The sequence below is a fragment of the Escherichia sp. KCJ4928 genome (assembly GCF_004352695.1).
Lineage (GTDB): Bacteria > Pseudomonadota > Gammaproteobacteria > Enterobacterales > Enterobacteriaceae > ECMA0423.
The window spans coordinates 1-499 of the sequence record NZ_SJWV01000587.1 but is presented as its reverse complement, the minus strand read 5'-3'; the positions used below and the strand labels follow the sequence as shown (position 1 = coordinate 499).

At 56.9% G+C, this 499-nt stretch carries 1 protein-coding gene; it reads right to left on the bottom strand.

Features of this window, described 5'->3' with window-relative positions; all coding sequences use genetic code 11:
• Positions 1–108 precede the first annotated feature (108 nt).
• Positions 109–499: IS110 family transposase (locus tag E0D98_RS25730; protein WP_000642072.1), on the bottom strand; the 391-nt coding region annotated here is incomplete at its 5' end.

Here is a 499-nt window from a genome sequence, read left to right as displayed (position 1 = left end):
TAGATACTGTTATGGCCTGCAAGTTTTTTCCTGGTCCGGTTTCCCGGATTGCAGGCATGCCAGACACAGCGCCGTCAGGCGCTGTTTTTTTCATCCCTTCCGCGATTTTTACGCCGCTACCGGATTATGCCGTGACGCATCGAACGGCACGCCTGACTTCAGCACTCCATACGCCACCTGTGCCAGCTTGCGCATCATCGCGCCGAGAATCACCTTTCCTTTCTTGCCATTAGCCGCCAGACGGTCGCGGAACGCCCGTCCCCACTCAGTCTTACTGGTGGCTACCATTGCGGGCATATACAACGCCCTGCGAAGCGACACATGTCCGGCCTTACTCATCCGGCTCGCCCCTCTCACACTGCTACCTGATTCATAACGCCGTGGTGTCAGACCCGCAAAAGCGGCGAACTGTCTGGCATGGGCGAAGCGGTCCTTCAGACCGATATAAGCCAGCAATACCGCAGATGTTTTCTCTCCGATACCCGGGATGCTTTCCAGC